Annotated in this window: 21 protein-coding genes; 3 read left to right on the forward strand and 18 right to left on the reverse strand. The window is 71.9% G+C overall.

The window, feature by feature from the left end; genetic code table 11:
• Positions 1-231: 231 nt before the first annotated feature.
• The 4 genes from HF526_RS29240 to HF526_RS29255 form a co-directional block, all read right to left on the reverse strand.
• Positions 232-498 (reverse strand): holin, encoded by a 267-nt coding sequence (locus HF526_RS29240; protein ID WP_169384812.1) that lies wholly within the window; start codon positions 496-498, stop codon positions 232-234.
• A 354-nt stretch (positions 499-852) separates the two neighbouring features.
• Positions 853-1,545, reverse strand: coding sequence for a hypothetical protein (locus tag HF526_RS29245; protein ID WP_169384813.1), 693 nt, complete (start codon positions 1,543-1,545; stop codon positions 853-855).
• Positions 1,542-2,510 carry a ParA family protein gene (locus tag HF526_RS29250; protein ID WP_169384814.1) on the reverse strand — a complete coding sequence of 323 codons (969 nt, stop codon included), beginning with the start codon at positions 2,508-2,510 and terminating at the stop codon, positions 1,542-1,544. The genes HF526_RS29245 and HF526_RS29250 overlap by 4 nt, the downstream gene beginning before the upstream one ends.
• 1,271 nt (positions 2,511-3,781) lie before the next feature.
• Complete coding sequence (locus HF526_RS29255) at positions 3,782-5,035, reverse strand: site-specific integrase (RefSeq protein WP_338051836.1); 1,254 nt, start codon at positions 5,033-5,035, stop codon at positions 3,782-3,784.
• 256 nt (positions 5,036-5,291) lie between these two features.
• Here HF526_RS29255 and HF526_RS29260 point away from each other — a divergent pair, with 256 nt between their 5' ends.
• Positions 5,292-6,077, forward strand: coding sequence for a hypothetical protein (locus tag HF526_RS29260; RefSeq protein WP_169384815.1), 786 nt, complete (start codon positions 5,292-5,294; stop codon positions 6,075-6,077).
• 165 nt (positions 6,078-6,242) lie between these two features.
• Here HF526_RS29260 and HF526_RS29265 read toward each other — a convergent pair whose 3' ends face one another.
• The 9 genes from HF526_RS29265 to HF526_RS29305 form a co-directional block, all read right to left on the reverse strand.
• Positions 6,243-6,590: an RNA polymerase-binding protein RbpA gene (locus tag HF526_RS29265; RefSeq protein WP_169384816.1), complete on the reverse strand. Its 348-nt coding sequence runs from the start codon at positions 6,588-6,590 to the stop codon at positions 6,243-6,245.
• A 194-nt stretch (positions 6,591-6,784) separates the two neighbouring features.
• Entirely contained in the window at positions 6,785-7,858 is a 1,074-nt protein-coding gene (locus tag HF526_RS29270) for a phosphotriesterase family protein (protein WP_169384817.1), read from the reverse strand.
• 47 nt (positions 7,859-7,905) lie between these two features.
• Positions 7,906-9,363, reverse strand: a complete 1,458-nt coding sequence (locus HF526_RS29275) for an APC family permease (RefSeq protein WP_211177969.1) — start codon at positions 9,361-9,363, stop codon at positions 7,906-7,908.
• 56 nt (positions 9,364-9,419) lie between these two features.
• Positions 9,420-10,172, reverse strand: coding sequence for an ATP-binding cassette domain-containing protein (locus HF526_RS29280; RefSeq protein WP_169384818.1), 753 nt, complete (start codon positions 10,170-10,172; stop codon positions 9,420-9,422).
• A gap of 40 nt (positions 10,173-10,212) precedes the next feature.
• Positions 10,213-11,403: an alanine racemase gene (locus HF526_RS29285; RefSeq protein WP_169384819.1), complete on the reverse strand. Its 1,191-nt coding sequence runs from the start codon at positions 11,401-11,403 to the stop codon at positions 10,213-10,215.
• Between the two features lie 19 nt (positions 11,404-11,422).
• Entirely contained in the window at positions 11,423-12,412 is a 990-nt protein-coding gene (locus HF526_RS29290) for an ABC transporter permease (protein ID WP_338051837.1), read from the reverse strand.
• Positions 12,413-12,455: 43 nt separating this feature from the next.
• Positions 12,456-13,607, reverse strand: coding sequence for a substrate-binding domain-containing protein (locus tag HF526_RS29295; RefSeq protein WP_169384820.1), 1,152 nt, complete (start codon positions 13,605-13,607; stop codon positions 12,456-12,458).
• A gap of 63 nt (positions 13,608-13,670) precedes the next feature.
• A complete protein-coding gene (locus HF526_RS29300) occupies positions 13,671-14,696 on the reverse strand; it encodes an SIS domain-containing protein (RefSeq protein ID WP_169384821.1) in 1,026 nt (341 codons plus the stop codon).
• Complete coding sequence (locus HF526_RS29305) at positions 14,693-15,670, reverse strand: ROK family protein (protein ID WP_169384822.1); 978 nt, start codon at positions 15,668-15,670, stop codon at positions 14,693-14,695. The genes HF526_RS29300 and HF526_RS29305 overlap by 4 nt, the downstream gene beginning before the upstream one ends.
• A 78-nt stretch (positions 15,671-15,748) precedes the next feature.
• On the opposite strand from HF526_RS29305, the gene HF526_RS29310 reads away from it, so the two are divergent.
• Entirely contained in the window at positions 15,749-16,981 is a 1,233-nt protein-coding gene (locus HF526_RS29310; protein ID WP_169384823.1) for an ROK family transcriptional regulator, read from the forward strand.
• 458 nt (positions 16,982-17,439) lie between these two features.
• On the opposite strand, the gene HF526_RS29315 is transcribed toward HF526_RS29310, so the two are convergent.
• The 5 genes from HF526_RS29315 to HF526_RS29335 all read right to left on the reverse strand — a co-directional run bounded on the left by HF526_RS29315 (position 17,440) and on the right by HF526_RS29335 (position 21,963).
• A complete protein-coding gene (locus HF526_RS29315; RefSeq protein WP_169384824.1) occupies positions 17,440-18,927 on the reverse strand; it encodes a glutamine synthetase family protein in 1,488 nt (495 codons plus the stop codon).
• Between the two features lie 78 nt (positions 18,928-19,005).
• Positions 19,006-19,698, reverse strand: coding sequence for a type 1 glutamine amidotransferase (locus HF526_RS29320; RefSeq protein ID WP_169384825.1), 693 nt, complete (start codon positions 19,696-19,698; stop codon positions 19,006-19,008).
• Positions 19,695-20,000, reverse strand: coding sequence for a hypothetical protein (locus tag HF526_RS29325; protein ID WP_169384826.1), 306 nt, complete (start codon positions 19,998-20,000; stop codon positions 19,695-19,697). The genes HF526_RS29320 and HF526_RS29325 overlap by 4 nt, the downstream gene beginning before the upstream one ends.
• A 12-nt stretch (positions 20,001-20,012) precedes the next feature.
• The gene (locus tag HF526_RS29330) at positions 20,013-20,615 is read right to left on the reverse strand and encodes an aromatic-ring-hydroxylating dioxygenase subunit beta (protein ID WP_169384827.1); all 603 of its coding nucleotides are present in this window, start codon (positions 20,613-20,615) and stop codon (positions 20,013-20,015) included.
• Positions 20,616-20,655: 40 nt separating this feature from the next.
• A complete protein-coding gene (locus HF526_RS29335; RefSeq protein ID WP_169384828.1) occupies positions 20,656-21,963 on the reverse strand; it encodes an aromatic ring-hydroxylating oxygenase subunit alpha in 1,308 nt (435 codons plus the stop codon).
• 156 nt (positions 21,964-22,119) lie between these two features.
• On the opposite strand from HF526_RS29335, the gene HF526_RS29340 reads away from it, so the two are divergent.
• The gene (locus HF526_RS29340; protein WP_169384829.1) at positions 22,120-22,761 is read left to right on the forward strand and encodes an FCD domain-containing protein; all 642 of its coding nucleotides are present in this window, start codon (positions 22,120-22,122) and stop codon (positions 22,759-22,761) included.
• The last annotated feature ends 14 nt before the right edge of the window (positions 22,762-22,775 follow it).

The following is a 22,775-nucleotide window of genomic DNA, read 5'->3' on the forward strand; positions in this document are numbered from 1 at the left end:
GCAACGTGCTGGCCTGCGGCCGTCCGGAAGCAGGCACCGAGTGATCGTCGGGGCTGCGGGCCTGGTGCTCTGACCCCGCGCACGGGTCCGCCCCGTCTGCCTGCACCATGCCGACGTGAGCGCGTATGTGGGGTCATATGAGGGTTCGTCTTCGGATTCGGCGATAGGCGCGTATGTGTCTTACACGGGGAACCGCCTTGGGAGCCGCCGGTTCCGCGGGGGCCATCCGTCCTACACCGCGACGCTCTGGTCTTGAGGTGCGACGCGAGCCGGCGCTACCACGCTCGGTGTCTGCCGCGGGCCGAGCGGCTCCGAGACCAGTGAGGTCAGCGGCGACCACCGGGTCGCCGTCCCCGCGGTCGAGAGCGCCAGCACCGACGGGGCGCTCAACAGGTCGAAGCGCCCGACGCTGAGCAGGGCCACGGACGCCCGGGTCCTCGTCGTGACCGTGCGCTCGACGGCGTGCCTCCAGCACGTCTGGCTGAGGTGGGTCCACACGGGACTTCCGGCTCGATCAGCTCATCACCTCTGGCAGGGACGAGGATCGGGCCTGACGCCTGCATCTCGCGATGGAGCCCGCCCGAAAACCCGAGGAAGGCCCCGTCGGCAGGTGGGGGCAGCCCCACCGGCCGGCCCGCCTGTCGGCTGCCGGTTCGGCGTGCGGTGAGTATCGGGCCGCGCAGTCGCTCGGCCTCGCCCCGCCGCCCGCCGCCCGGAATCGGCCGGCCTGGGCGCAGTGCGCCACCGGGGTCGGCTGTCTCCCGCCGACTCCGGGGCCGCACGGCTTGCCCCAGACTCGGTCGCATCTGTGAGCGTGTATGTGGGCCCATATGCGGGGTCGTCGGGCAGCGCCTAAGTGGACAGATCGGAGGATGGATCGGCGTCCAGGGCGAGGCGCAGCGCCGCGGTGGCGATCTCGGTGCGGGTGACCAGCCCGGGGTGGGTGGACCGCACGGTGTCGCCGATGTCGTCGACCAGGTTGCGCTCCTCCAGGGTCAGCCGGAGCGTGACCTGCACGGTGTCGGCGGCCAGCCGGCGGCCGCGGGGGCGCCGAGAGCCGGGCTGTGGGCGGGCGGCGCGGACCTCGGCGGCCACCTCGTCGGGGTGGTCCTCGCAGGTCCAGATGACCAGCTGGCCGTAGGAGGGGCGTTCCGGCCCGGCCAGCAGCCGGGTGTTGATGTCGTCATAGAGGGTGCGCGGGATACGCACCGCGACCGGCACCCGGCCCGGGTCGGCGGTCTCGGGCTGGCGGCGCGGCTCGGCGGTGCGGGCCCGGGTCGGGCGCCCGCCCTGGCCTCGGGCCTGTCGCGGCGCCGGGGGTTCGGCGCTGCGTCGGGCCGGGGCGGCCGCAGCCGGTGCGGTGCCGCGCCCCTGGTCGGGGTCCGGGCCCGTCGGGGTGGGAACCTCCGGCGCCGCGGACGGTGCCGCGGCGGGTGCCCCGTTCGGTGCGGCCGACGGCGGGGTGGCGGGGACCGATGGGGTGGGCAGCAGGTCGTCGAGGTCGTCGAGGCGGGTGGGGTCGAAGGCGGGGCGGCGACGGCTCATGCCGGGGCTCCGGTCTCGGCGGTGGCGATGCGGGTGAGCAGCTCCCGGGCCAGGGCCTGGTAGTCGCTGGCCAGCCCGGACGGGTCGCGGGACCACAGCCGCACCTCGCCATTGCCGCCGTTGTCGTTGTCGGCGGTCGGCTCGGGCTGATCGGCGCGGTGCCGGCCTCCCCCGCCGCGCAGCTTGGCGAGCCGGGATTTGCTCTGTGCGGCGCTGGCCGCGACCAGCTCGGCCGGGGTCAGGTGCGCGGCGCGCAGGTCCAGCGCGGCGGCCCGATCCGAGCGGATCATGGTGGAGAAGCTGCTGGCGCCGGAGCCGGCGAGCACGTCGTCGAGGTCGGCGAGGACCTGGCTGTTGCGGGCGGTGGCGCGGGGGTTGGCGTCGAACAGCACCACGCCGAGCAGCTGCACGGCGGCGCCTTCCTGGCGGGCCTTGAGGTAGCGCAGGGCGAGCAGTTCGACGCCGCTGAGCGAGGCGTCGTCGTCCTTGGTCGGCACCACCAGGTACCGGGCGGTGCGCAGCAGCGCGTCGAGCAGTGGGGCGTCGCCGGGCCCGGAGTCGATGAGCGCCACGGTGTAGCCGCCGGCGGCGCAGGTGTGCGCGAGCGCGGCGCGCAGGTTGGCCACCAGGTCCAGGCCGGTCTGCGCGGCGGTGGCGGTGAGCGCGCCGATCTGGGCCAGCAGCGGGCCGCCGGGGACCACGTCCAGGCCGGGCCGGACGTCGCGCTGCACCTGAAGCGGCTCGCCGTACTGCAGGGCCATCATCAGGCTGCGGCCGCGGTCGCCGTCGATGCCGAGGTCGCTGGTGGTGGCGTTGCCCTGCGGGTCGGCGTCGACCACCAGTACCCGGCGGTCCGGGCGGGCGATCAGCCCGGCGAGGGCGGTGACGATCGAGGTCTTGCCCACCCCGCCCTTCTGATTGGCCACCAGCACCACCCGCTGCAGCGTCGCCGGATCGGCCTCCATCGCCACCACCTTCCGCGGGCCGGTCCGGCCCCTCGTCCGTTGTTTCTGCTGCTCGGTCCGCGGTGCCCACGGCTGCGCTGCCACCGGCGGCCGCGGATGCGGCGGTCGCGGACGGCGCGGCTGCGGGGTGCACGGTGGCCGCGGCGGTGACCACAGCCGTGGCGCAGCGTAGCGGCACCGCTGCGGGCCCGGACGATGACACGCCTGCGGCCGCCTCTGTGACCTCCGCTACGGACCCATCACTCCCCCACGCTGCGGCCGGTGCGGGTTCCGCATCGTGTGCCGGCTCTGCGGAGGCGTCGCCGAACGCATGCGCGGCCACCGCAGATGCCAGCTGTGTGCGCGCGTCGGTGGGACCCGCTGTGTCCAGCGACGTGGGCACCGCGGTGGCCACATGTGATGCACCATGTCCTGCCCCGTCCGCTGACGCACGTAATGGCACCGCGGTGGCCGAGGACGGTGCCGTATCGAACGGCAAGCATGGTATCGCTGCGGTGGCAGCATCGGTGGCCCGCGCACACACGCCGTCCGCTGGCACGTCGGCGGCCACATCGGTAGCTGCGGCGGTGGCCACATCCGGTGAGCGACGTGGCACGAGATCAGTGCATTCAGACAACGCTGCAGCGGGGGCCCCATCTGGTGGAACCGATGTCTGGCGATAGCGGTCACCTGACGGTGCAGAACATGCGTCAGGCGACGGATGCTCGGCTGTGGACACATGTCTGTCCACAGCGAATGCCACGGATGTGGCACCCGCGGTGATGCCAGCCGAGGACCCAGATAGCGACGTGGCCGGGGCACGCGATGTGCACACGCCGGAGGCACCACGTGAAGCCACGGCAGCAGACGCCGATTGGGCCACGGACGGCGCACATGACGGCGACGAACATTAGGCACCACATCTGGCGACGGATGAGCGCGCAGCGGTACCCGCCGCGGGTGACACATCAGGAGAACATGATGAGGACGCGGCCTCTGCACAGGATGTGGAGCCATCAGGGGATGCGGCCGTGGCCGTGGCAGACAGCAGTGATACGCCAGCAGCCCCGGGCGCAGCCGCGGAAACACGGGAGCAGCCATCGACGGCACCGTATGACGCACCGTATGCGGCTACATATGTGAGTTAGGCAGTGATCACCGCAGTGGGCGCTGCGGTGATACGTGCGATGACCACTGCGGTGACATCTGTAGGGACCGCTGCGGTAACCACTGCGGTAACCAGTGCGGTGGCCAGTGCGGTGACGAGGGCGGTGACCGGGGCCGCGGGGCGATCAGAGGCCGAGGCGGGTGGTCGGGTTGTCGGTCCACACCGAGCCCTCCTCGATGTAGCCGCGCATCGCCGACGCGGAGCGCCACCGGCCGTGGCGCATGATGGCCAGCTCGCTGGCCCCGTGGGCGTAGCCGGTGGTGGCGAACCCGCGGCGCAGCGAGTGCCCGGCCCAGTGCCCGGGCAGCCCGGCAGCCTCGGCGCGGCGGGCGATGATCTTCGCGATGGCCCGGTCGGACAGCCCCCGCTCCCCGAGCCGGCCGTGCCGATCCACCGGCACGAACGCGCTGGCCGCGGGCCGAAGGGCCGGTGCGGGGGGAGGGGGCCCGGTGGGGTCGGCCGCCGGTCCGGCGCCGGCTCCCAGGTCCGCGGCGTCTGTCCTGCGCCGCAGCCAGGTGCGCCAGGCGCGGACCGGGCAGGAGGCGGGGTGGGCGCCGTAGGCCAGGCCGCGGGTGGCGCCGACCGCGTCGGGGTCGGTCTTGGAGCGGGCGATGAACACCCGCAGGCCGTCGTGGTCCTCGACCAGGTCGCCGACGGTGAGCGCGGCGAGTTCGGAGCGGCGCAGCGCCCCGGCGAACCCGATCAGCAGCAGCGCCCGGTCCCGGGCGTCGGCCAGCCGGGCCGGGTCCAGGGTGGCCAGGATGGCCCGCAACGCGTCCAGGCGGGCCGGCTGCACCCGGGTCGGGCGGGTGCCGTGGGTGCGGCGGATGCCCGCGAGCACCGTCTTGACCTGCTGGTCCCGGGTCGGCGAGGGGTGCCCGGCGAGGTCGTGTGCGGCGGCGATCGCCGAACACCGCCGCGCCAGCGTGGCCGGGCGCAGCCGCCCGGCCTGGTCGGCCAGGTACCGGGCCAGCGTCGCCGGGCTGGCCGGCAGCGCCGCGACCGGCGGGGCTTGGGCGGCGCACCAGCGCTCGAACGCCGCCACGTCGCCGCGGTAGGCCCGCCAGGTGTTCGTCGCCCGGGAGGCGGCCGCATACCCGCCCACCCGCTCATCCAGCGGCTGCGCCGGGCGGATCGCGCCCTCTTCTGGGCCCGGCTCCACTTGTGCCGGGGGCCGCCGGACCGGCGCGGGCGCGGGCGGTGGGGGAGCGGCGTCGCGGGCGGTCCCGGGCTCGGCCAGTGGGCCCGGAGCAGCAGCGGCGACGGCGGGCGCCGCCGGACCGGCGTCGGGGACCGCGCGCAGCTCTGCGGACCCGGCGCGGGTCACCGGCCGGGGAGCGGCGGAGGGGTCGGCGTCGGCCTCCTCGGCGGGGCTCACCGGGCGGCGCCCGGGGCGTGCGCGGGCCCACCGGCGTCCCGACGGTCGCCCCGGGCGCCCCGACGGCCGTTGTTATGACAGGGCCCGCGCATGCCGGCCTCCCTCCGGGTGGGGCCCGCAGGTGCGGTTTCTGGGACCCGATAATTGAACATTATCGGACCCCAGCAGCGCCGGACCGCAGGTCCCGGCGCGACACGCGGGCCCGGCGAAATGTCCGGCTCCGTGTCCGGTTCAGCGTCTGTGAAATGCTGACACCGTGGCCACCCCACCGCGGATCACCGCCGCCGAACGCGACGCCGCGCTGGCCCGGATCGCCCGCCGGCACGCCCGAATCGACGATCCGCGCAGGTCAGGCATGGGGTCCGAGCCGCGCGACGTGGTCGCCTATGTGCTGGGCCGGGGGCCGGCCGGGGTGCCCCGCTGGGTGTCCGCGGCCGACCACGCCGACGCCCTCGTCCTGTCCACGTGGTGCTGGTGGGAGGACCGCCGCACCGAGCGCCGGCTGCTCCGCCAGGGCCGCCACCTCGGACTGTCCCTCGCCGAGCTCGGCGCCCCGCTCGGGATCACCACCCGGCAGGGCGTGCAGGACCGCCTGGACCGGCTCGACGCGCTGCTCGAGTACGACCGGCCCGACGAACAACTCACCCGCACCGCGCGGCGCGAGGCCCGCGCCGCCGACGCCCGCCAGGACTGGATCGACGCCCACCGCGACGAGATCCGCGCGGTGCTCGCCGGGCTCCTCGCCCAATCTCGGCGCTTCGCGGAGATGACCACACAGGACGAGCCGGAGTCTGACCCGGAGGACCCGCCCGGCGTCGACGACGACCCGCCGTCGCCACCGGGGGAGGGGACCTGGCTCGACGAGCTGGCCGCCGACTACACCGCCGACGCGCTCACCCCCGCAACGCTGGCCGTGGCCGGGCTGGCCGCCGCCGAGCTGCGTAGTGCCCCGGCGGTGCTGGCGCTGGATCCGCGGCACCGGCTACACGCCGCGCTGCGCGCGGTCGAAGCGCTGCGCGCCCGCTACGCGAGTGGGGTGTAGCGGCCCGCAGGACCGAGCCGTCGGCCGACCCGGTGGGCTGTGCGGGAACTGAAGGTGCGTGCCGGGACGCCACTCATCCCTGTCGCGGCACGAGGGCGATTCGGGGCGTAGTCCGATCGGGCTATGGGCCGGGCATTCACACCCGTGCCGGCACTTCTTCCGTCGTCAGCTGTCTCGTTGAGCGCGCAGCCGGGCCAGCGCCTCGGCCAGCAGCGTCTCACCCTCGGCGTCGGTGCGTCGGTCCTGCACGTAGTCGAAGTGGGTTTTGAACGGCCGCTCGCCCACCGGCTCGGGTGGCTGGGTCTGGTCCTGGCCGGCGGCCAGGCCGCACCGGCAGTCCCACAGCCCGGGAACCTCGGCCGACACCGCCAACTCCAGCTGGGTGTGATGGCCCTGGGCACACCAATACGACACCGGCCGCCGCGGCGCCCACGGCCCGTCCCGCAGCTCCCCGAACGGGCCGCCTCCGCTGACCCCCGCTCGGGTGCCGCGAATCGCGTGGTGCTCAGCCATCAAGCCAGCCCTCCAAGGACCTTCGCCGGCAACGGCGTCACTGAGGGGGCGGGCGGACACCACTGCTCACCACACTCGCCGGCCTGCGGCTACCACTACCACGCCCCACTCGTCCCCGGGAGCAGACCGGTTCATCCGAACCGGCCGCCCCGCCAACTGGTGGAGGCGGGCACCCGGATCGTGCAGCCGGGCTGTCAAGGTCGCGCGGTGGTCTGCAGCAGCCGGGCCGGGTTGGTCAGCAGCATCTTCTCGATCTGCTTCTCGGTGATCCCGTGCTCGAGCAGCAGCGTGCTGAACGATGCACCCAGGTAGCTGTAGCCCCACTGGCCGTGGGTGGTGGGGTTCATCCAGACCTCTGCGCCGGTGAGGTCCTGTGCGAGCAGGATCTGGTCCTCGAAGCCCTCGGCGACCAGGGTGGCGAGCCGCGTCGCGCGCGTGATGTCGGACCGGTGGTAGGCCTGCTTGGCGATCTCGCCGTCCGGCTGGTCGTGCGGTTCCGGCTCGAGAACGAAGTCCCAGTTCTGCTTGCCGACGGTGTCGAAGGCGATGTGCACGCCGGTGCGGGCTACCTGCCGGACGTAGCCCAGGTCGGCGCGGGTGTCCATGTGGCCGATCACGACGTGGTCGAGGTCCGCACCCTCCTGACGCAGGATCTCCAGCTGTTCCAGCGCCATCGTCCCGTGCGTCGTGTGCGTGGTCAGGCCGAGACCGGTCTCGCGTTGGGCCCGGGCCGCGGCCCGCAGGCATTTCTCCTCATGGGCGGTGATCCGGTTCAGGCTGGTGGCCTGCTCGCCGAAGATGCCGGCACGCACCCCGCTCGTGCCGATGCCCTGCGCAGCGTCGGCGACGAAGCGCTCGGTCATCTGCCGCAGGTCGGCCTCGACCGTCCAGCGCGGGCTGTACGCCTCCAGGTACACCGAGCTACCGGCCACGACGTGCACGCCGGACTCGCGCGAGATCCGCTGCAGCAGGGCGACATTCGCGCCGACCGGGTCGCGCCCGGCCACCCCGTACGGGCTGAGGTCGACGACCGTGCCGATGCCGAGTGCGGCGAGCCCGGACAGCGCCGTCACCGCGTGCCGCACCTGGTCGTCGGCGTACCGCGTCTCGTTCGGGTCCGGCTTCAGGCCGGTGGCCGTGACCCGCGCGTCGGGCCGGCCACCGGACAGCCACGGTCCGGGGACCAGCGACAGGAGGTGCTCGTGATGCATGATCCGGCCAAGATCCTCGGACGGGACCGGTCCGAGCACGGTCTGCACGACGCTCATGTGGCGGTGTCTCCTCACTGGTCGGCCCCCGACGCGGGAGCGCGGGGTCAGACGGCGGGGCTGGCGCCCTCGGGCGGGGCCGGGACGGTTGCGGCCGGCTGCCGGGAGTCGGAGGTGTCCTCGAACGCCTTGCCCATGGCCCCGATCAACGCGGGACGGCGGCGGTGCAGGTACCCCAGGTATACGGCGCCGACCACCATCCACCCGACGATCAGCCAGATCGCCAGGTTGTTCGGATAGGCAGGCGCCGGGTCCAGCTGGCCGTAGACGGGTAGCAGCATGATCAGGGCGGTGAGCACGGGCAGGATGCCGTGGCGCGCCACAGAGAACTCCGCCCGGTGACGACGCCAGTAGAAGCGGATCACGCCGATGCTGATCACGATGTAGATGAACACCATGCCGAGGCCGAGCACGGTTCCCGCGAAGCCGTAGACACCGTACGGGCCGTACTTCAGCCCGACCAGCAGCGCAAACAGCACCGAGAACACCATGTATGCACCGAGCGCGACGGCCGGCGTGTTCCGGGAGCTGGCGCGGCCGAGGGCGCGCGGCAGGATCGACTCCCGCCCCATAGCGAAGATCACGCGCACGATGGCGTTCGAACCCGAGATCACGTTCGCGAATTGGCTGGCCATCACGGTCAAGGTGAGCACGGCCGTGCCGCCCCAGAACTTCTGCGCGAGAGTGGTCCACGGGCTCGAGTCCGCCGCGAACTGCGTGCCGCTCGCGAACCCGCTGGAGGAGGCGAACGCGGTGTAGACGTAGAACAGCCCGATGACGATCACCGCGCTGAACAGCGCCAGCGGCACGGTGCGCCGCGCGTTCTTCGCCTCCTCACCCAGGGTGGCCACCGACTCGAAGCCGATGAACATCAGCACGCCCCAGAGCATCCCGGTGCCGAGGCCGGAGATGCCGGCCAGCGAGCGCGCGGGGTCGAAGGCTGCCAGGCTGACCCCGCCGGCACCGCCCTTGCCGAGGATCGTCGATGCCAGTCCGAGCACGACGCCGAGCTCGATGACCAGGAAGATCATCGCCGCCTTCGCCGAGTGCGAGACGCCGGAGGCGTTGATCGCCCACACGATCGCGACGAACGCGAGCGTGATGACCTCCCACGCGACGTGCCAGCCGAACTGCGCCGCGAGGAAATCCGAGCCGAACGCGCCGATGGCCGAGAACAACATCGGGCCGACCATGCCGTAGGAAATCAGCAGCAACCAGCCGGACAGGAAGCCGCCGCTGGGCCCGAACGCGTGGGTGTTGTAGGTGTAGGCGAAGCCCGCCGTCGGCAGCTTGCGGGCGAAACCGGCGATCGTGTTGGCCACCAGCAAGCAGGCGGCGAGCGCGAGCAGCAGCGCGAACGGGAGCGCCTGGCCCGCTCCACCTGCCGCCGGGGCGGTGTTGAAGGCGACGCTGGTCGCCGGCCCCATGAACGCCATACACATGACCACCGACGTGCCCACCGAGAGCGTGTCCCGCTTGAGCGACGAGGTCGTCGAACCGGCCATCGTGTCCTCCTGTCCTCCTGTCCTCCTGTCGTCCTGGGCTGTGGGCCGTCGCTTGCTCAGGCGTCCGTGGTCTGCAGACCGGTGATCATCGAGATGATCACGTTCTTGTCCGTGCTCGCGGTGACCCGCGTGCCGATCTGCACGCCGCGGCGCAGCACCGTGACGCGATCCGACAGCCGCATCACCTGGTCGAGGTTGTGGCTGACCAACAGGACGGCGAGGTTGCGGTCCCGCAGACGCAGGATCAGCTCCTCGACCTTCGCGGTTTCGGCGACACCGAGCGCGGCCGTCGGCTCGTCCATCAGGACGAGGTTCTTCGCCCAGTGGGTGGCGCGGCTGATCGCCACGCCCTGGCGCTGGCCGCCGGACAGGTCGCGGATGGTCGAGCGCGCGGATGGGATGCGCACATCGAGCTCGTCGACCAGCGTCTGCGTCTCGCGGGCCATACGCTTCTTGTCCAGCCGGCGGAACGGACCGGTGACCAGCTCGCGGCCCAGGAACATGTTCATGAACACCGGCTGGTGGTCGGCGATCGCGAGGTCCTGGTGCACGACCTCGACACCGAGCTGCCGGGCCACGCTGGGGTCGGTCAGCTTCACCGGTTCGCCGTCGAGCGCGACCTCGCCCGACGTCGGCTGGTAGATGCCGGACACAATTTTGATCAGCGTCGACTTGCCCGCTCCGTTGTCGCCGACCAGCGCCACGACCTCGCCACGCTGCACGTTCAGGCTGAACTCGTCGATCGCCACCACGCCGCCGAACTCCTTGCGTATGCGGGTGAGCGCGAGAGCGGGGGCGGTGTCGGTCATCGGGCTGTCCTTCCGGACGAGGTGGGCGGGGCCGCGGGGCTCAGGCCGGCCACGACGTCGTCGATCCGTCGGCGGCGTAGATGCCGACCACCCGTGGCCGGCCCGAAGCGACGCCGGTGATGCCGGCGGTGTAGGCGCGGGTGACGAAGGCCTGCGCCCGGAAACCGAACACCACGCTGTCGCCGACCGAGACGGTCGGAGCGTCCGCGAGGTCGAGCTGGCCGTAGTAGTCGATCGCCGCCGGCGGCGGCAGCGTGGCCGGCAGCAGGGCCGTCGCGCCCGGCTCGCGCCCGACCACCGCCCGGACCTGGTAGGGCGGGAACACGGGGTCGACGTACATGCCGCCGCCGAAGCAGTACGCCCGGCCGTCGTGCAGGTGGCTCACCTCGCTGACGTAGCAGACCGCCGGCAGTTCCGGCAGGTCCTCGACCGCGTGCCAGGGGGTGGTGCCGGTCAGGGCGTGTCCCGGCTCGACCTGGGTGACGCCGGCCCCGGCCAGCGCGGCGAGCGCAGCCGAGGACGTGGTGCCGGGCCCGTTGATCTGCACCCCCGTCCGGCCGGCGTCGGTCAGCCGCTTCGCGGCCGTCTCCAGGGTGGCGAGGTTGCGGGTGGCCCGGACCGCGCGGGTCCGCGGGTCGAACAGCAGCGCGGGAAACGTGGTGATGCCGGCGAAGCGTGCGGAGTCGAGCGAGTCGAGCCGGTCGGCGACCGCGAGCACGCCGTCGGCGTCGAATCCGCCCTCGTGACCGGAGTAGAACTCGTCGTCAGACGCCTTGATCCGGGCGAGCAGCGGCTGCTCCCTGCCGGATGCCGCCGACGCCTCGGCGGCCTCACGCGCCTTCTCGTCGTTGAACACCGTCCAGTTCGCGGGCCGCATGTCCGCGGCGGCGCGCGCCTCGGCGCGGGGCACCTGCACCAGGTGGCCGATGTGCCCCAGGTCCATGCCTGCCCGCACCGTGGCACGCGCGCACTCCATGTCGACGGCCACGCTCGCCGCGATCCCGCCGGCCATGATTGCCCGGCAGTAGTCGGGGTTGCGGCCCATCTGCTTGGTCATGGCCAAGGGCGTGAGGCCGAGCCGGGCCGCCTCGGCGGAGAGGGCCGCGGCGTTCGCGGTCACCGCGTCGAGGTCGATGGCGAACGTGTTGGCCGGGAGTTCACCACTTTGGTGCGCCGCGATTGCGGCGTCGACAAGAGCCGGGTTCCGGCGCCTCAGGAGGTCGAGAAACATGCGTCTGTTCCGTTCGGTGTCAAGACTTGTCTTCACGCAACGTGAGAGCCACGGCGACGAGGATGATCAGCCCGCGGGCAACCTGCTGCTCTGAGTCGGACAGCCCGGCCAGGATCAGCCCGTTGTTGAGCATTCCCAGGATCAGCGAGCCGATCAACGCGCCGACGACGGTGCCCCGACCACCGAACAGCCGCGTCCCGCCGATCACCACCGCGGCGATGACGGTGAGCAGGTCGGAACTGCCCAGGGTGTAGGTCGCCCCGTGCAGGCGGCCGGTGTAGAGGAGCCCGGCCACCGCGGCAGACAACCCGCTGACCACCAGCACGCCGATCTTGATCCGGTCGACCTTGATGCCGCTCACCCGGGCGGCCCGGACGTTGTCGCCGGCGGCGAGCACATGGGCGCCGACCCGAGTGTGGCGATAGACGAAGTGGCCGAGCAGCACGAACACCGCCGACCAGAGGATCAGCGTCGAGATGCCGGCCAGGCTGCCGGAGCCGAACAGGCCGTTGAAGGCCACGTCGGTGGACGGGACCGCCTGCAGTTGGGTGATGCGCTGGCTCAGCCCGGCGCACAGACCCATCATCCCGAGCGTCACCAGAAACGACGGCAGCCGCAGCTTGGTCACCATCAGCCCGTTCACCAGCCCCACGACCAGTCCCGTGGCCAGACCGGCCACGATGCCGGCCACCAGCCCGTGGTCGCGCAGCTCCACCGCCGCGATGATCGCCGACAGAGCGACCACCGCCCCGATGGACAGGTCGATCTCTCCGAGGCTCAGCACGAATACCGTGCCCACCGCCATGACCGTGATGGGCGCGGTCTGCAACAGGATGTTGATCAGGTTCTGCCGGGCCAGGAACCCGTCGCCGTGCAACACGATGCTCATGACGAGCGCGATGAGCACGAAGCCGACGTAGACGATGTAGCTGCTGGGTTCGGCGCGACGCAGACGGGCGAGCGGCCCGGACGACGGGGCGATCGTCCTCGCGCTGGTCGTGGTGGTCACGGTGTCCTCTCTGCTGAGCGACCCGGGCGCGGGCCTGCGGGCCCTACTTCAGGACCTGGCGCACCGTCGCGGGGACGTCGGAGTGCAGCGACTGCTGGTAGCCCTCGGTGATGTTGTCCTTGGTGATCGTGAGCGCTCCGGCCACGGCGAACGCCGGAGCCTGCTTGCCCAGCAGCGAGTAAGCGGCGGCGTCGGCCATCCCCTTGCCGACATCCCAGGCCTCGTCCGCGACGACGGCGACGGTGGACCCACCGGTGGCCATGTCGACGATGATCGGGTCGTCGAGGTCGAGGGTCACCACTTTGGTCGTGGTGTTGCCGACCGTCCGCAGGGCCGAGAGCACGCCCTCGCCCGGCTGCGCCCAACTGGCATAGATGCCGGCGAGGTTGGGGTGCTGGGTCAGCATCGCGCTCGCGATGCCCGTCGCGTTGTTCGGGTCCGAGAATCCCTGCTCCGCCACGATCTTGATGCCCGGGAACTCCTTCATCAAGGTGGTCCGGAACGCCGCATCGCGCTGATTGGTGACGTAGTACTGGGCGTTGTAGAAGACGATGCCGACCTCGCCCTTGCCGCCGAGGGCGGTGCCGAGTGCCTCGGCCGCGCGCTTGCCCATGGCGTAGAGATCATCGGTGACGATCGACGAGTACTGCTTGCCGTAGGTGTAGCCCGCCGGCACGTTGGACATGAACACCAGCCGGGTGCCGGCGTCCACCGCGGGCTGGAACGCCGCCGCTGATGAGGTGGGATCGACGGGCAGGCCGATGATGACACTGGGCTTCTTCGCCATGGCGGTCTGCACCTGGTTGGCCTGCGTGCCGGCGTCCATGTTCGCGTTGGCGGTGGCGACGACGTTGATGCCGAGGCGGGCGAACTCGGCCTCGGCCCCGTTCTGCACCGCGCTGACCAGCTGCGAGGACGTGTGCCACAGCTGCGCGGCGGTGTAGTGACCGGCCTTGAGCTTCGCGAGGTCGTCGTCGCTGAACGTCAGGTCTGTGAGCGGCGTCGGCGTCTCCCCGTTCGGGCCGGTGGTAGCGGTGAGCACCCTGTCGATGACCGAGCTGCCTGCCGGGGCGGAGGCGGCGCCGCTCGATGACGAGGAGTTGCCGCCGCCGGAGCTCGCGCCGGTGCTGCAGGCCGTCAGCGCGAGCCCGAGGCCTGCCGCAGCCACCGCGCAACGCACGATTGTCGACTTCATGATCGTCCTTCCGTTCGTCGTCGGTGGGGTCGGCGGGACGGGGCCTACCGGGACGTTCGCAGTTCAGTGGGTGAGGGTGACCTTGTTCAGTCCGGCCGGCCGGTCAGGATCGATGCCGCGTCGACGGCAGACGGCGAGGGCGAGCTGTTGTCCGCGGACAACGGCGAGCAGGCAGTCGCTCGCTCCGTCGGCGGCCGGCCACGGAACGTCGTCGCCGGCGGCCGACCCGACCAGCACGCTCGGCGCTCCCCGCTCGTCCAGCTCGGACCGCAGCCGGCGGGTGTCGCTGTCGGCGGGGCCGGTGCCGCCCATCAGCAGCGCCGGGGCGTTCGGTCCGCAGACCGCGATCGGCCCGTGCCGGAAGTCTGCGGTCGAGAAGCCCTGCGCCATGGCCCCGGTGGTCTCCTGCAGCTTGAGGGCGGTCTCCAGGGCCGCCGGGTAGCACAGCCCGCGCGCCACGACGGCCAACCGCCGGTGCGGGGCCAGCCGTCCGGCCGCCTCCTCCACGGGGGCGGTGTCGCTGAGCACGGCCGCCGCCCGGGCCGGCAACTCGGCCAGGTGCGGGACGACCGGTGTGCCACCGAGTCCGGCGGTCACGGCGAGCGTGGCCAGCATCTGGGCGGTGACCGTCTTGGTGGCAGGAACTGCGACCTCGCGCCCCGCCCGCAGGCCCACGGTCAGCCGGGCTACCCCCGCCAGGTCGGAGTGCTCGTCGTTGGTGATCGCCACGACGGTGGCGCCCACCGCGCTGAATCGGCCGGCCAGGTCGACGATCTCCGGTGTGCGCCCGGATTGGGACAGCGCCACCACGACCCATCCGGCGAAGCCCCGCGGGGTGCGGTCGTAGGCGGTCATCACGCTGGGCGCGACCAGGCAGGTCGGCAGCCCCGTAGACAACTCCACGGCGTAGCGGCCGAGAAGTGCCGCGTGGTCGGAGGACCCGCGGGCCAGGAAGGCCACGCCTGCGACCGGTCCGGAGGCCAGCGCCGCGACCTGACCCCGGATGTCGTCGAAGCGGTCGGCCAGAGCGGCGAGTACGGCCGGTTGTTCGGCCATCTCCGCCGCCATGTTGATCCCGAGCTCGCTCATCGAACGGCCCCTTCCGCACACAGATCGAGCAGCCGCCCGCCGTCCGGCGGGCCGAGGGTGTCGAGCGCCAGGGTGATCGCCCCGTGCAGGGAGGCATCCCGGTCGAACTCCCCCACGACCACCTCCGGAGGGAACGGGACGCCGGTGCGCAGGTACGCGTCGAGTACCGGCAGGACGACGTCGGCCGACGCGGTGAACCCTCCGCCGATCACGACCCGGTCGGGATCGGCGAAGACCGCGAGGTTCACCAGCGCCGTGCCGAGCGCGCCCAGGGCCTGGTGGACGAGGTGGGCGGACACCGGATCGGTACGCCCGAACAGCTGCGCCGTGCTCAGCGACTCGCCCAGGACGTTCGCAGCTCGCTCGGCGAGCGCGTTGCCACCCACGGAGGACTCCAGGTGTGGGTGTCCGGTCACGGTCCAGGCCCCGAGTGTGCCGGGCGGTCGGATGTAGGCGATCTCGCCGGCCGCGTGGTGGGCGCCCTGTGCGACCCGGCCGTCCACGACCAGGGCCGCGGCGATCCCGGTGCCGAGGTTGACGTAGAGGCCGGAACGGCAGCCACGGAGGGCACCGAGGCGGGCCTCGGCCAGCGCCCCGGCCCGCACGTCGTTCGTGACGGCGACCGCGGCGATGCCGGTCGCCGACTGCAGCTGCGCGGCGAGGTCGGTCTCCTCCCACCCCGGCAGGTTCGGTGCGAGCAGGATGCGATCCGGCTGCACGACCCCAGGGCAGACGGCGCCCAGCGCCACGATCCGGCGGTCAGCGGCGTGCTGGCGGTGCAGCGCCCCGACCGCGCCGGCCACTCGCTTCAGCGCAGGCCCCGGGCCTTCCTGTGCCCGGGTCTCCAAACGGGCCCGGCCGAGGATCTCGCCGTCCGGGGCGGCCAGGGCGAGCTCGATCTTGGTGCCACCGATGTCGATCGCTGTGACGGCCGCGCCGTCCCACGACTCGATGCGAGGCCGTTCCCGGAACATAGTTGGGAGTCTTTAATAAAGGTTACTTAGGCGTCAAGGGCTTCCCGCCACTTTCTCAATGGTCTTTAGGATGGGTGCATGGCACGGTCTTCGAGCGGGTCCGACCAGGACGGACCCGTCGCCCCGCTGACGGCCGGCGTGGCACCGTCGCTGCTGCGCGAGATGAACCAGCGGCTGCTCCTCGACCGGTTGTTCACCGCCGGCCCGGCCACCCGGCCCCAGTTGGCGCGCACCGCCGGCCTGTCCCAGCCCACGGTCATCGCGGCACTCGATGATCTGGAGCGGGCCGGGCTCGTCACGGCCGGCGCCGGTGGAGGTCGGCGGCTCGGGAGACCTGCCAAGCTGTACGCGGCCAACCCGACGGCCGGCAGTGTCGCCGGCATCGACATCGGCCGGGGCTGGCTGCACCTACGTGTGGCCGACCTGCTCGGCGACACCCTGTCCGAGCTGTCCGTGCGCAACACCGCGAAGAGCGCCGCCGCGTTGGTCGAACTCACGGCCCGGTCACTGGAGGAGGCAGCCGAGAAGGCCGGCTTGTCGGCGGGTTCGGTGACCCACACCGCGATCGGGTCGCCCGGTGTCCTCGACCCGCGGCGCGGCGGGGTGCGCTACGCGGCGAACCTGCCCGGCTGGCACCAGGCCGGCCTCGCGCAGGCTCTGGCGGACCGCATCGGCCCGGCGATCTCCGTCGACAACGACGCGAACCTCGCCGCGCTGGCCGAGTTGACCTACGGCGCCGCGCGCGGACTGAAAGACGTCGCGTACCTGACGGTCGGCAGCGGCGTCGGCGTGGGTCTTGTGCTCAACGGCCGGGTGTATCGCGGCTTCACCGGCGCCGCGGGCGAGGTCGGGTACCTGCCGATAGGAGAGCGGTCGTCTACCGCCCGGGCCGGACGGGCCGCACGCGGCATGCTCGAGGAGGCCGTGGCTGCTGACGCCGTGGTCCGGTACGCCAGGCAGGCCGGACTCACCGGTCGTATCACCGCCGAGCGGGTGTTCGAGCTCGCCCACCACGGGGAGCCGAGGGCCCTCGAGGCGATCGCGGAGGAGGGTCGGCAACTGGCGCTCGCCGTGGCCAGCATCGCCGCCCTTCTCGACCCGGAACTGATCGTGCTCGGTGGCCGCGTCGGCCAGAACCTCGATCTGCTCGAACCTGCGATCACCGCCGCGCTGCGGGAGGTCACGCCGATGCGCCCGACCCTCGTCGCCGGCGAACTCGGTGAGGATGCGGTCGTGCGGGGTGCGATAGCCCGGGGCACGATCCTCGCCCGGGAGACGGTCTTCACCGACCGTGGCGCGGCGTCCGGCTGAGCCGGGCACCTGATCGGAGGAGGCCGAGCCGAGCTGCGGTATCCGCCGGCGTTTCCTGATCGTGAATCAGATCTGCCCAGCACGGCAGCCTGAACGCCAGAGGGACGCCGATGGCGCCCGACCCGACCTCCTCGACTCGCCTGACCCAGACCAGGTCACCGCCGTGCATTCACGCAACATCTCCGGGCAGTGGACGGCGCCGGTGCCGCCCTACCTGGGCTGACGGGCCCAAACACGTACCAAGCGAGGAAGCGGAGCCCAATATCATCGTGGGCGGAATTGCCCCGCGAGGTCGCCAGTAGTGCGTAGACCGGGCTTGCGGTGACGTATGCGCGCCCGCTACGCCGCGGCGGTGTAGCGGCCGCCCGGTTTCGCGGAGTCGGCGCGGCCCGATCCGGCCGTCGACGCGCCCGCCGGCCACCCGCCGGGCGCCGCTCCTGCGGCGAGATCGACGGCCGTCAGAACAACTCGAAGTACTCGCGATGCTCCCAGTCGGTCACGGTCGCCGCGTAGTCCTCGGCGTCCGCACGATCCGCAAGGTGGGCCGCGTACCGGGTGGTCTCGCTGCGCTTCATGGTGACGATGTAGTCGATGAACCGGTCGCCGTAGGCCCGCCGGAAGAACTGATCGGCGTCCAGGGCGTCCAGCGCGTCGGCGAGGCTGGTCGGCAGCTGGGGCACGTCGGTGGCGTAGGGGTCGTCGCTGATCGGACCCGGGTCGATCTTGTTGGTGACGCCGTCCAATCCGCTGAGCGCTTGGGCGGTGAGGTACAGGTAGGGGTTGGCGGCCGGTTCCCCGACCCGGTTCTCCACGTGGGAGGTCTCGTCGCCCGGTGCGCTGATCACCCGGACCATCGCCGCCCGGTTGTCGTAGCCCCAGGTGATGCGGTCCGGGGCCAGCGAGTACGGACGCCGGCGGCGATACCCGTTCACGGTCGGGGTGGTGAAGGCGGAGGCGGCGATGGCGTGCTCCAGGGTGCCGCCGACGTAGTGTCTGCCGACCTCGGACAGCGGCTCCCCCTCCCCGGGGACCATCGCGTTGCGGCCGGTGCCGCGGTCGGTCAGCGAGCTGTGCAGATGCCACCCGCTGGCGTAGAAGCCCGCAACCCCGGGCGTGCACATGAACGTGGCGAGATACCCGCTGCGCCGGCAACTCTGCTTGACGGCACTGCGGAACAGCGTCGCCGCGTCGGCCGCGGCCATCCCGTCCAGGACGTCGAAGGTCGTCTCGACCTGGCTCGGCGCCCACTCGTCTTCCATGGTGCGCAGCGGCAGGCCGAGGGCGGAGAGGTTCTTGCGCAGCGGACGCAGCACCGCGTCGATCTCGTCGAGGTGCGACTCCTGCAGGTAGCTGTAGCCGCGCGCCAACGGCGCCACCCGCGGCGGCAACCCCGGGCTTCCCGGGCTGCCCAGGTCACCGGAGGTCAGACAGTCGTCGAGGATGCGGGTGATGTACCACTCCATCTCGATGCCGGCGAGGAAGTCGTAGCCGGCGCGGCGCACCTGCTCGAGCGCGGTGCGCAGCAGGTGCCGGGGCGCGAACGGGAACGGGTTGCCGTCACGCAGGTACAGGTCGCAGAGCACCCAGCCGGTCTCGGGGGCCCAGGGCAGGACCCGGAACGTGGTGGGGTCGGGCAGCATGACGACGTTCGGGCTGCCGGACAGCTCGGGCATGCCGAATCCGCCGCCGACGCTGAACGGGTTGAACACGATGGCGTTGGCCGTGTCGAAGAAGAACGGCGCCATCGTGATCTCGGCGCCGTCACGCAGTGCGGAGTCGAAGGCGTCGGCGGTGTAGGTCTTGCCGCGCAGCAGCCCGTGCTGGTCCGGCCACGACATCCGGATGACGTCCAGCCCGGACTCGGCGATCCGGACGCTCAGGCGTTCCGCGGCGTCCTGCTGCTCGGCGGTCCACAGTCCGTGCTGGTGGGCGAATCCCTTTCCCATCGTGACCTCCACAAGGTGGTGCACGGCATGCGACCCATGCCGGCGGATCGGGGCCCCGTCGGGGCCGGTGGCCGGCTCTCACACGGGTGGGGCCGGCAGTCGTGGCGCCCAGCTCTCGAGCAGCCGTCGGAGGACGTCGCGGGCGAGCGCGTCGCGGGCGAGCGCGTCGGTCAGGATGCGGCGAAGCTCCGGCCGGTGGCGGTTGCCTGCCTGCGCGGTGGCCGCGATCAGGCGACGCACGCCGGTGGCGGACATCTCCGGGTGAAACTGCAGCGCCAGCGCTGAGCCCACCCGGAAGGCCTGCGGGTAGGCCGGGGACTCGGCGAGCAGCCGGCTCCCGGGGGGCGGATCGAACGTGTCGGAGTGGAAGGAGAGGTGCTCGCCCCCGAACGCGTGCAGCACGGGATCCGCGCGCCCGGCGGCGGTGAGCCGCACCGGGATGTAGCCCCACTCCGGCCCGTGCCCCGGGTAGGCCCGGCCGCCGGCGGCTTCGGCGAGCAACTGCGCACCCAGGCAGATCGCGAGGGTCGGTACCGCCCGCTCGACGGCCTGCTCCAGGGCCCGCATGGTGTCGCGCAGAAACGGGTAGCGCGCGGTCTCGTAGGCGCCCATCGCGCCGCCCAGGACGACGAGGCCGTCCACCTCGTCGAGCGCCGGCACTGGTTCGCCCACGTCGATCCGCACCACCCGCGGGCCGGCGCCGCGCTCGCGCAGGATCTCCTCGAGCCAGGCGGTGTCGGTGCCGGCGGAGTGCACGATCAGCGGGATCATCGGCCCTCCAGCCGCCGCTCCAGCGTGCGGCTCCACGGCCGCCAGTGGTCGTTGGCAGCCAGCGCCCGCATCAACCGCTCGGCGTCGTCACGGTCGATCGCCAGCCAGTCGGAGTCGAGCTGCACCTCGTAGGGCACGAAGTCCCAGATCCGCGCCTCCCGCAGGGCCGCCAGCACGGGTAACGCGTCGTCGAGCTGGCGGCGCAAGCGGGCGTTGGCGCGCCGCAGCAGCGCGCACTCCACACGGAGCGCGGCGAGCTCGGCGGACGCCGGGGGCGGCTCTGTGGCTGGCGGCTTCGACACGGTGGCCCGTCCTCAGAAGATGATCGTGAGGTTCTCGTGGCCGTGTTCGGAGTCGAGCAGGTTGATCTGCTTGATCGCGATCCGCCACTGTTCGCGGTGGTGTTCGAGCACGTGCCCGTACCAGCCCGGATAGCTGCGCGAGACCCCTGCGCGGAACTCGTGGACCACGAAGTTCGAGCGCACCAGGCGTCGGCCGCTACGCGGTTCGTCGAGCACCTCCAGGTTGGTGATCATGCGACGGGTGCGTGATTGCGGGATCTGGCAGAACGCGAGGCCGGTGCGCAGCCAGTAGACGCGGTCGGCCATCCGCCTGCGATCGTCGAAGGCGTGGCTCACCTCGGTGCGCGGGTCCCCACCGCCCGGGGTGATCGGCACCCAGTACAGGCATCGGTCGGTGAACAGCTCCAGCCACTCGTTGAACCGGGCTTCGTCGATCAGTCGGGCCTCCCGGGCCAGCACCGCCTCGCATTCCGAGCGCATCAGCGGGTCCGCCGGCGGCCAGTCGTCCGACCAGGCTCGGGCCAGCTCGATCAGGCGCTGGTAGAACTCGGGGTCGAGGTAGTAGGACCAGCGGTCGGTGTCGTCCCGGTCCACCGCGGATCCGCTCTGGGGCATCTGGGTCTCCTCGATCAGCGGCGACGGGGCGTCGAGGCCGTCATCGGCTCATCAGCCGAGCCCACTCGCGGTAATAGCCCCGCATCGGGTGCTCGTCGGTCACCGGCCCGGTGACGATGCCCGCCTCGTCGGTCTTCTCCCGCCCCTCGACGCCGAAGCCGCGGTGCATCATCACCCACTCCATCTCCGGCACCCCCAACCCACGCTGGGCCTCCTCGAAGTTGGCCTGGTCGTCGGGCTCGCCGAAGGCGGGGAAATCCTCCTGGGTGCGCATCCGCAGCGTGTTGATCTCATCAGGGAGCCCGTCGACGGTCGTCGCATGCCAGGTCAGCTGGGTGCGGTCGACGGCCATCGGCTCGATCACCTGGATCTGGTTCCCGATGACGAGCAGGTTCGGGAAGATGTTGATGTTCATCTGCGCGCCGACGGCGAGGTCGAGGAGCCGATCGGCGTCGGCGCCGTAGCGCACCCGGATCCGCTCCTCGAGCGCCTCGCGGCCGGGCTGCAGCCGCTGCTGCGCCCAGTACGATCCGACGCCGCCGTAGCTGGGCCGCTGGTCGATGAAGGTGTGACCGTTGCCGAGGTCCTGGGCGTACATCGGGCCCTCGTCCGGTGTCCGTCCGAAGTAGACCATGTCCTTCGCCTCGCCGAACCGCTCGCCCAGGCGCAACAGCGAGCGGTGCGAGAACGCCGGGTGATAACCGTCGCCGGCGTTGTCGTAGGCCAGCTTCCAGTTGCCCCGGTAGACCATCCGGTTGGCGGCGCTGCGGACGGTGACGGTCCCCGCAGGAGTGCGGTCCAGCCACTGGTCCAGCAGCGCTGCCGCCGGGCCCAGGTGCTCGAGCAGCGGCGGCGCGTCCGCATTGAGGGTGGTGAAGATGAACCCGCGGTAGCTCTCCACCCTGGGGGCGCGCCCGAGATTGAGGTCGGTGCGCCGGAAGTCCTCGCCGTAGGCCTCCGGCCAGGGCACCCCGATCAACTCGCCGTCGTTGCGGAACGTCCACCCGTGATACGGGCACTGAAAGCTCTTCGCGTTGCCCCGCTCGAGCCGGCACACCGTCGCACCCCGGTGGGTGCAGCGGTTGAACAGGACGGTGACGCGTCCATCTCGCTGCCGGCAGACGATGATCGGCCGCAACCCGAGGTAACCGGTCTTGAAATCGTGGGGATTCGGGAGCTCGCTGTTGTGGGCGCAGTAGACCCAGGTCTGCCCGAACACCTTGGCCATCTCCGCGGCGAAGAGCTGCGGGTCGGTGTACACCAAGCGGTGCACACGATCGGCGCGGACCAGCTCCTCGACCGCGATCGAGGAGGAGGGATCGGGCACCTGCACTCCGGGAACCGTCATGGCTGCGCCCCTCGCCGGCGGTACGGATCACGACGACTGATCGGTTCGAAATTTCGTATACCGTGTACGAAACGGCGGGAGGCGTCAAGCCCCGGCTGAGACCGCGAGGGTGTTTGCCAAGCTTTCGAGGCAACGGTGAAAGCGAGAGGAGCCCGCGTGGCACTGCAGCCGATCGACGGGGAGACGTTGGCCGACGCGGCCTATCGACGGCTCAGCGAGGCCATGCTCTCCGGCGGGCTCGAACCCGGCGTCCGCCTCGTCATGGACGCTCTCGCCGCGCAGCTGGAGATCAGCCGGACACCGGTGCGGGACGCACTGCACCGCCTCGAACGCGAGGGGCTGATCGAACCGGCCGGCCGGCGCGGCTACGTCGTGCGCCGACTGGGCCCCGACGAGATCCGTCAGCTCTACGAGATCCGCATGGCGGTCGAGGTCTTCGCCGCTGCGCGGGTGGCCGAGCTCGGCGAGCCGGCCGTGTCGCGCGTCGCCGACGCCATCCGGGAGGCAGAGGTCATGGACCCCTCGCAGCCCGCGGAGGCGTTCGCCGCGAACCGGCTCGTGCACCGCGCGGTCGTCGAGGCGACCGGAAACGACCTGCTCGTCGAGCTCTTCGATGGGATCTGGGCCCGGGCCATTGCGCTGCAGATCTACTCGAGCTACTTCCAGCGCGAGCCGGCCCACAAGCCCATCCGGGAGCTGCACCACCCCCTGTTGGAGGCGCTCGCGGCCGGGCCACAGCGAGCCGCGGAGGTCATGCGGCGACATATCCAAGAGGGTCTCGACGCCACGCTCATATAACCGGAGCGTGACCC

This window comes from Pseudonocardia acidicola, from assembly GCF_012911935.1.
GTDB lineage: Bacteria > Actinomycetota > Actinomycetes > Mycobacteriales > Pseudonocardiaceae > Pseudonocardia > Pseudonocardia acidicola.